At 50.0% G+C, this 9013-nt stretch carries 6 protein-coding genes and 1 pseudogene; 4 read left to right on the forward strand and 3 right to left on the reverse strand.

Going from position 1 to position 9013, the window contains the following annotated elements; genetic code table 11:
* Both ACWA6V_RS12085 and ACWA6V_RS12090 read right to left on the reverse strand, forming a co-directional pair.
* Nucleotides 1-463 (reverse strand): annotated as a pseudogene (locus ACWA6V_RS12085) (hypothetical protein); the annotation flags it as partial.
* A gap of 186 nt (nt 464-649) precedes the next feature.
* The gene (locus ACWA6V_RS12090; protein ID WP_449522725.1) at nt 650-2572 is read right to left on the reverse strand and encodes a L,D-transpeptidase family protein; all 1923 of its coding nucleotides are present in this window, start codon (nt 2570-2572) and stop codon (nt 650-652) included.
* A 215-nt stretch (nt 2573-2787) separates the two neighbouring features.
* Between ACWA6V_RS12090 and ACWA6V_RS12095 the strand changes: the two genes are divergently transcribed.
* The 3 genes from ACWA6V_RS12095 (at nt 2788) to ACWA6V_RS12105 (ending at nt 7906) form a co-directional block, all read left to right on the forward strand.
* Nucleotides 2788-3534, forward strand: coding sequence for a murein L,D-transpeptidase catalytic domain family protein (locus ACWA6V_RS12095; protein ID WP_449522726.1), 747 nt, complete (start codon nt 2788-2790; stop codon nt 3532-3534).
* A gap of 220 nt (nt 3535-3754) precedes the next feature.
* On the forward strand, nt 3755-4546 hold the full coding sequence (locus ACWA6V_RS12100; protein WP_449522727.1) for a 3-keto-disaccharide hydrolase: 792 nt from the start codon (nt 3755-3757) through the stop codon (nt 4544-4546).
* Between the two features lie 105 nt (nt 4547-4651).
* Complete coding sequence (locus ACWA6V_RS12105) at nt 4652-7906, forward strand: hypothetical protein (protein WP_449522728.1); 3255 nt, start codon at nt 4652-4654, stop codon at nt 7904-7906.
* A gap of 9 nt (nt 7907-7915) precedes the next feature.
* On the opposite strand, the gene ACWA6V_RS12110 is transcribed toward ACWA6V_RS12105, so the two are convergent.
* Entirely contained in the window at nt 7916-8038 is a 123-nt protein-coding gene (locus ACWA6V_RS12110; protein ID WP_449522729.1) for a hypothetical protein, read from the reverse strand.
* A gap of 51 nt (nt 8039-8089) precedes the next feature.
* On the opposite strand from ACWA6V_RS12110, the gene ACWA6V_RS12115 reads away from it, so the two are divergent.
* Nucleotides 8090-9013, forward strand: a 924-nt coding sequence (locus tag ACWA6V_RS12115; protein WP_449522730.1) for a TonB-dependent receptor, incomplete at its 3' end; no start/stop codon positions are given.

Genomic DNA, 9013 nt, shown 5'->3' on the forward strand with positions numbered 1-9013 from the left:
TCACCAATGGCTCGATTAAAAACACCGGCTTAAGTTGGTGGCCACCTTTTAAATGCAAACTGCGCTTTATCCAGCGCATGGGTTTATCTTGTTCGCGGGTTTCTTTTTCTTCGCTATTAAATTCGTTGAGGTAAAAATTGCGCGCGTTATACACCAGCGAGGCAACATCGAGAGCGATATTGGAACCGCAGCGACCTAGGCCAATGAGGCACACCGAGGGAAATTGCGGCTGCTTGAAATCTTCCGCATCCTGAACATTGGCAAGATGGGGGTAGACGCTGGAGCGCAGGGTATCCAGGTTGAACAGGATCTTATTCAAGTCCCGCTCGGTGAAATACATATAACCATTGCTAGGCGCTGGTGTGAGCAGGTTAATGACCTCCGCATCTGGAGGCGAATCCAGCGTAATCAGATCATCCTGTTCCAGTGTCTCAGTCGTGCGCGAGGTCTTTTTGGTGGCCATTTGGTGTTGATCCTTGGTGAGCTATTACGCATGGGACTTTTCTTACAAGCCGGTTATTCAAAAAACAATTCGGCTTATGGTCTAAATTCCTATTAACGCTAGTCGCGACTTGACATAAATACAAATTTGCATGCCGCGATCACTCAATAAGTCACCAAAATCTACCTTTTTCGCTTATTTTTCACGCTAACTGCGCTTATTCAAGGCGGCGAGCACCTTGGCATCGCGCGCGTAAATATCCGGCTTGAAGGCAATTTGGGTTTCGCTGATGGCATCTACCGTCCAATAAGCGAGCAGTATGGGCACACGTTTGGCCAAGGTAACGTTGCGGGTTTTACCCGTTGCCAGTGCTTTGTTGATCGCCGCTGAATCCCATGAGGGTGTTTCAGCCAGCAGCAACTCTACCAACTCCAATGCGCGCTCCACGCGGATACAACCGGAGCTAAACGCACGCTGGCTTTTGTTAAACAATTTCTGGTGCGGCGTATCGTGTAAATAAACAGCGTATGAATTGGGGAAGCGAATCACCGCTTTGCCGAGCGCCGCATCCTCGCCGGCATCCTGACGCAGGGTGACATTGCCCGGCTTGTACCAATCAATAGCGGCTGGATCGAGCTGTTTGCCGCTGCTATCCAGCACGCGAATATTGTGTTCGCGCAGGTAGTTGATGTCCTTGCGTACCTTGGGCAATACATCTTTGCGCAGAATCGTGGGCGGCACCGTCCAGGTCGGGTTGAGGGTGATGTAGTTCACTTCCGATTTAAAAATCGGGGTGGTGCGGTAGGCCATGCCCACTTGCACGCGCGAGCGCCAAATCGGCTGACTGGCTTTGAAATAGGTGATCTTAAACCCGGCAATATCAACCAGCAGCATTTCCGGCGGGATGTTGTGCAGCAGCCAGCGCGCACGGTCGAGGTTGACGCGGATCTGGTCGATACGCGATTGCACCGACACATTGAGTGCCGCACGTGTAGCCGGGCCTATAGCGCCATCCACCTCCAAATATTGCTCGCGCTGAAATTTTTTAACCGCCTCCACCAGATATTCATCGAACACTTCATCGGGATTGACTGACGCTGTGCTGGAGGATTGTGTTGAAGTGTCGCTGCTAAAAACCGCTGCCTCGGTAAACACTGAATCTGCAGAACTGGATTGCCCCGAGCTGCGCACAGTGGGCGACATCTCGCCAGCAACAGAGCTGGTCACCACACTCGCGGCCGAACTAGCTGCCTTGGCATTGGCAATTAAGCAGACCTGGGCAGGCGACTGATTGACTCCCGCATCCGGTAATACCGGATCGATATACTCGCCCGTCACCCGCAACCGCTGGCGCAATACCGCAACCTGAGGATCAACAGCGCAGGGTTTGATCGTCGCCCCCACGGGCAAAGACGGCCAACCACCCAAGAGCGCCAGTTGGCGATACTGCTGTAAACCCGCCTTGAAGCTGCGATAGATCGGATGCTGTGGCCGGGTTTGCTCGAACAGCTGGGCAATTTGCCCGGTCTCAATACTATCGGCTACGCGCGCGCCATCGGCTACCGGAGCCATATCCTGCAATTCAAAATTCCATTGCGGGTCGAGGCCGGCAGGATCGACCTTGCCGTTATAAAGATGGTAGAGCGCACGCAGATAGGCATTGGTCGCGCGCAGCTCATCGGCAACGCGCAGGGGAATTGCCTCGGGGGAATTGTCGCCCAACAAAGGCAAAGCATGGCGCAGCTGCTCAACCTGGTAGTCCTCGGGCGTAAGGCCATCCGCCTCCAGTGATTCCAGCGCGCTGATCAACTGCTCCAAGCGCCCGGCTTGATCCCATATTGGGCGATATTGGCGCTGCTCGTAAAAGCCGATTACCGCTTCGGTCAAATGATGGGCGTCGAGCGACTGCCGCCCCTCTACAACACCCAACTGCAACTCCACCATCTGCACTTCGATTTCGCGGGCGATCAGGGTGGAGGAGCTGAGCATTTTGCCCAATTCAGTCGTGGTTGGATTACTCCCCTCGGCTAAGGAGTTAACGGCACAACAGCCTATTAACAACAGCGACAATCCTTTCAACGGAGCACAACACAGCCTCCACCAGTGCACCCATAAACCTATTACCAACATAAACGAGCGCTCCTGCGCGCTTAAGACAACCAGGGTTTATTCCCTAAAATTAGAACGAGAACGCACAATATGGTCTATTTTTTGAACTTTTGTTATTTGCCGCATTCCTATCTGGATGCTAGCATTCCAGCAGCGCCAGTATTAACTGGTAAAACCATAAATTTCCATAGCAAGGCCGCTACAACTTCAATTACCCAGAGTGTTCGGGGCTATCCATGTTGTACACGATCCTTAAGGGCCTGCTTTTTTCGGCCTGCTTCAGCCTACTATTCACGCTAAATGCCGCTGCGGCAGAAGATCGCCCTGCAAACCCTTTTAGCTACGCCCCCTTCAGCAAAAACCAGCCTCCCCTTGCACTACTCAACACACTCAGCCGCGCCGCGCCCGCCGCAAACCCCAAAGTAATTGGATTGGCATTGTCGGCGCTTGATTGTGCACTCACCCAAGGCATGTCACCCGCCCGCAACCTGACAGTGATTGATTACTCGCTGGTCTCCACCAAACCGCGCCTTTGGGTGTTTGACCTGGTCACCGGCAAACTCCTGTTCCAGGAGCTGGTCGCCCACGGCATGAACACCGGCAAAAATTTTGCACGCAACTTTTCCAATACCTACGGTAGCCGCCAAACCAGTTTGGGGCTATTCCGCACCAAAGAAACCTACGTTGGCGCCAACGGTTATTCGCTGCGGATGGAAGGTTTGGAAGACGGTTTTAATGACAAGGCGATGGAGCGCGCGATTGTGTTTCACGGCGCCGATTATGTGGATTTAAAACTCGCTAAAAAATTGGGCCACCTCGGCCGCAGCCATGGCTGCCCTGCAGTGCGCAGAGGCGTAGCGCGCAAGGTGATTGATACCATCAAAGGTGAGCAGTTTTTGTTTTCCTACTACCCGGATCAGCAGTGGTTAGCTAAATCGCAATTTCTAAATTGTGCAAATAGCCAACGCTGGGCGCAAAAGTAATTTCATTTACTCGTATTTCCCTCCTATTTACGGCGCTTTTACAGCGCCAATCCCACTCTGTAAAGCTGTGTTAACAAACTCTCCATTTATCAGATAAATTTATCAAGCTGTGTAAAAGCATTCGCCCAGTTTGCATTTAACCGCTATAACTAAATTCAAAAATACAACCATAACAATCAACACAAAAACACCACCACAAAAAACTCCAGGGTCGCACTCCATGAATAAGCATTTTTTACAGCGAGGATTACTCCCCGCTATCGGAATTATCAGCACCGCATTTATCTTCTCAGCTACCTGTGCTGCTGCCACTGAGAAAAAAGAACCCTGGCAACTCGCCGAGGAAACCGAGGTATGGGAACCTGTTCCCGCCGTTATCAGCGTTCCTGCATCGGGCATTCCCTCTGACGCGACGGTATTATTTGATGGCAAAAACCTGAGCCAATGGCAAGGCGCTGAAGGTGGCGAAGCCAAGTGGAAAATTGTTGATGGCGCCATGGTTGTCGTACCCAAGACCGGCGATATCAAAACCAAAGAATCATTTTGCGATGTGCAACTGCACGTCGAATGGAAAGCCCCAACGTTAATTACCGATGACAACGGCAAATTATTGGAAGGCCAGGGGCGCAACAATAGCGGCGTGTTTTTGCAAGAGCGCTACGAAGTACAGGTGTTGGATTCCTTCAACAACAAAACTTATCCCAATGGCCAGGCCGGTTCGATTTACAAGCAATCCATTCCACTGGTGAATGCAGCGCGCGCGCCAGGCGAATGGCAAACCTACGATATTATTTTTACAGCGCCCAAATTTGATAGCGCACAAAAACTCACATCACCCGGTTATGTGACTGTGCTGCACAACGGTGTGTTGGTACAAAACCATTTCGAAATCCAGGGCGCCACCGAATGGATTGGCAAACCTGTCTACAAAGCCCACGGTTGCGCCCCGATTCGCTTGCAAGATCATGGCAACGCGATGAACTTCCGCAATATTTGGGTGCGCAAACTCTAATTTCCCGCTCTATCCGCTGACAGTTACTTATTGCTCTAACTGTCGTCTGTTTGCGCCGCAGTGATTCACTGCGGCGCTTTTTTAATTAGATCACAGGTATAGATTATGTCTCTCCTGAAACACATCACACTGGGTTCCAAAACAGCACTGCTGGGTTCACTCATCATCTGCAGCATGCCGCTTTATGCACAAAACCCCGCCGATTATTTCAAAGCGAACAGCGCTTGGATTAACGCCAGCAACGTGAGTGCAGTCGGCAATAAATTACAAGTGACCCCCGCTAAAGACGGCAATATTCTCGTGCTGAGTGCCAAGGGTAGCAGCGAGCATTTGAATACGAATGAACATATCGGCGACTCAGTATTAGAAACAGAATTTCTGGTTCCCGAAGGTAGCGATGCAAAACTCTACGTGCAAGGCCGTTACGCAATAGACCTCAAGAACGTCAACAACGAGTGGCAAAAGTTGTACGTCACCTTCCGCGCGCCGCGCTATAACGAAGCCAGTGCGAAAGTAGATTCCGCATTGATTGTAAAAGTACGCATCAATGGTGAAACTGTGTCGGTGAATGATATACGCACAGGCATGAGCGAAAACGCCAACATCGGCTGGGAGAATCCTGCTGGCCAAACCAGCTTTCTGGTGAAAAAAGGCCAGCTCGCATTGCGCAATTTCACCATTGCGCCAGCAGATTTTTCATTGATTACCATGCCGAAAAATTCCGGTGTAGTGACCAACGAAAAAGAGCTGGTCGATTTTGTTGCGCTCGGAAAAGAAACCTTCGAATCTGTCGGCTGCAACGCTTGCCACTCCGTGATTAAAAACGATTCCGGCGTAAGCACCGGACCAAACCTCTACGGTTTGTTTAAACGCGAACCGCGCGACCGCGAAATTGTGGAAGGCGGTGAAGGCCATAGATTTACGATCAAAGCGGATCGCCAGTATCTGCACCGCAGTATCCGCGCCGCGACCGATCAATTAGCTATTGCTGAAAGCGGGGCTAAAAAAGGCGAAGCGTTCCTGCCCATTATGCCGTCATTTTCCGCACAAGTATTAAGCGACTTACAGATCAACGCTATTGGCGATTACCTCGCCACACTAAATGATCTGCGCGATCAGGGCCCGACAATTAAATTGCTCGCACAAACCGGTGCAGAAGAATACGACCCGATTGCTGATCGCTTGCAATTATTGGTTGACGATGAAGTGCGCATCCAGCGCGGCCCACTAACCGGCGTTTCCGGCCGCGCAATTCACGTGGGTTCACCTTGGGGTGTTAACTACTCCTTTGATCCGCGCCTGCTTGCTATTACCAAAATTTGGCAAGGCGGCTTTTTGGATATGACCGGCGAATTCACCAATCGCGGCGGCAAAGGTTTAAAGATGGGGTTTGAGAGCCGCGAAATTAATTTTGGCAATCAGGAGTTTTTATTCGCACCCTTAAATGCGCAAGGCAAGATAATCGACTTCTCGTTTAAAGAGGCAAAATTCGGCGATGTAGAAACCATCAAGGCATCGCTCAACAGCAAAGAAGATCATCTCGCACGCGTTGCAGCTATGGATGCGCAATTTTTAGGTTATACGCGCAACTCCAAACAAAAAAATGAATTGCCGACATTTGATTATCGCGTCGGCAAAAACACCCTGAAAGTCCAAACGGTAATTGCTGCCAATGGCGATGTAAAAATCACCTTGAGCGGCGACATCAAAACGACCCAACAATTTTCACTCAATACACAACTTCTGCAAAACGCAGCGGTGAGTAAAGGTGAAATCAGCAACGGCCAATGGACTTTACCAGCGGGCAGCAAAACCGCGACGCTCACTGCAAAAATGCAAGTTGCGGCCAACGTCTGGCATGCAAAAAAATCGGGATTGGATTACCGTAAACAACCGATAAAAATCACCGAAGCCAAAGCAGATTTACCGGCGGGCTACAGCATTGAAAGTTATTATCCGCCCAAAGATAATTTTGGTCGCGAACAATTATTTGAAGCCCTGGGTTTATCGCTAACGCAAGACAACACCACGGTGGTTGCTACGCGCACTGCGGGAATCTGGCGCATGGTGAAAGGCCAATGGCATTTATTTGCCGAAGGTACTTTTGACAGCCTTGGGGTATTAGTCGAAGACAAAAAAGGCCTCACCGTTATCGCCGGACAAAAAGCCGAACTCACGCGCATTAGCGACACCAACGGTGACGGCATTGCCGACAGCTATGAAACCTTATTCGATGCCCACTCCTATCACGGCAATTATCACTCTTACATGCACGGCCCTGTGCGCGGTGGCGATGGTGCTTACTACATCAGCATCAACCTCGCCGATGGTGGCGACGGCTCCACGTATAAAGCCGGTGGTAAATACATGGGCACACAAGGTGGTTTGTCCGGCTGGAATATTCGCGTTGAACCCAACGGAAAATTCGCACTCTGGGCGAATGGTTTGCGCAGCCCTGCCGGTTTGGGAACTGGCCCTGATAATCGCCTCTGGTATTCCGATAATCAGGGAGAATATATGGGCACCTCGAAAATTTTTGTGATTGAAAAAGATAAATTTTACGGTCACCCATCAGGCCTCGTTGATTTGCCGGGCATGACACCTGACTCGCCCGACATTGCCTGGGATAAAGTACAAAACAAACGTACTAACGCGATTATTTTGTTGCCGCATAACCGTGTTGCCAACTCACCGGGCAATCCTGCGTGGGATACCACTAAAGGAAAATTCGGCGCGTTTGCAGGCCAAATGTTAATGGGAGACCAAACCCAATCGAATTTGTTGCGCATCGCGTTTCAAACAGTTGATGGAGTTGAACAAGGTAGTGTGATGCCATTTATTGATGGATTGGAATCCGGCGTAATGCGCCCACTTTTTTTGAAAGACGGCAGTTTACTGCTCGGCCAAACTGGCCGTGGCTGGCAGGCAAAAGGTGGCCACGTCGCGAGCTTGCAGCGTATTGTGTGGGATGGAAAAACCATCGCTCCAGCGATTACCCAAATGCTTGCAACGTCCAGTGGTTTTGCCATCGAACTGACGCAAGCGGTTGCAGCCAACATCGACGCTGAACAATTGAAATCTTTGCTGGCAATTGAATCTTGGGTGTATCGCGATGCACCGGATTACGGTTCAGACGAATTAGGTTTGCAGCAAGATGCAATCAAGTCAGTTACGCTGAGCAATGACCGCAAAACTATTCGGATTGATTTGGCATCACTGGCGCAAGCAAAAATTCACCCGCAACAAACCGCGCGGGTTTATCATGCCCAACTGAAAACCAAAACGCTGTTCACTGGCAACGCACCGGAAAAAATGAATGCGTATTACACCTTATATAAGTTTCCTGCTACAAAAAATTAAGCAGATAAATTACCCAAGAGCGATGAAAATGGATTCCGGCATTTGCTCTGAGACCGTGCGCAGCATGGATGCTGTGCCCGAGCCTACAGGGATGTATTCACGGCGAGTCTCAGAGTGAATGACGGAGTCCATTTGTCTTCCAGCCAAAAACCAAACTATCAAACACAGAACTTAAGGTTTTAGATGAAAAAGTTTCGATTAGCTCCGCTGTTTATCGCCACCATTACATTACCTGCACTTTCCGCCACCGAAGAACTTATTGTCACCGGCAGCTATAGCCCGGTGACTAATGAACAATTATCCTCTTCTGTTTCGGTTCTTAATAAAGAAGATTTGCTGCAACTCAGCAACCACAGTTTGATTGATGCATTGCGCCAAGTGCCCAGCCTCTGGGTGGAAGAACAAGGTGGCCCCGGCGGTATTACCTCAATCGCATTGCGCGGCGCTGAAGCAAACCACACATTAGTATTACTCGACGGTGTGCAACTCAATGATCCCACCAATACCCGCGGCGGTGCATTTGATTTAAACGGAATTAATATTGAATCTATCGAGCGCATTGAAATTATTCGCGGCGCACAATCAGCGGTATACGGTTCAGATGCCCTCGCTGGTGTGATTCATATCATCACCCAAACACCTGGAAAAAAATCCACCACATTAAATGCCAGCCTTGGCAGCGATGATTACAGCAGCGTCGGTGTATCCACCAGCGGCAGTATCAACAAACTCGGTTACGCATTTAGCTTGCAAGGCAAAGATGCAGGTGAGCCAGTTGAAGGCAGTACCGCAAAAAATACCGAATTTACCAGCCGTTTAAATTGGCAACAGGATATCCACGCACTGAATTTCAGCTACCGTTATTTTGACGGTGAACGCACCAGCTTCCCTGAACAAAGTGGTGGACCGGAGTTTGCTGTTGGGCGCGATTTGGATATCAGCGAATATAAAGACCAAAGCGCTGCATTAAATTGGATAGCGCAAGTTAACAACATCTGGCAAAGCAAGGTGAGCGCAAGCTGGTACCAACGCGATGAAGACCTTACCTCCCCTGGCATAATCCCTTACGATGCAGTTCCGCCCAATGGTACGGTAATTGACTTTAAT

It is taken from the genome of Cellvibrio sp. (assembly GCF_053579595.1).

What these genes read in the sequence shown, in the direction of transcription:
- ACWA6V_RS12095 (WP_449522726.1), top strand. Translation starts at nt 2,788, where the DNA reads ATGTTGTACACGATCCTTAAGGGCCTGCTTTTTTCGGCCTGCTTCAGC.
- ACWA6V_RS12090 (WP_449522725.1), bottom strand. Translation starts at nt 2,572, where the DNA reads ATGTTGGTAATAGGTTTATGGGTGCACTGGTGGAGGCTGTGTTGTGCT.
- ACWA6V_RS12105 (WP_449522728.1), top strand. Translation starts at nt 4,652, where the DNA reads ATGTCTCTCCTGAAACACATCACACTGGGTTCCAAAACAGCACTGCTG.
- ACWA6V_RS12110 (WP_449522729.1), bottom strand. Translation starts at nt 8,038, where the DNA reads ATGGACTCCGTCATTCACTCTGAGACTCGCCGTGAATACATCCCTGTA.
- ACWA6V_RS12100 (WP_449522727.1), top strand. Translation starts at nt 3,755, where the DNA reads ATGAATAAGCATTTTTTACAGCGAGGATTACTCCCCGCTATCGGAATT.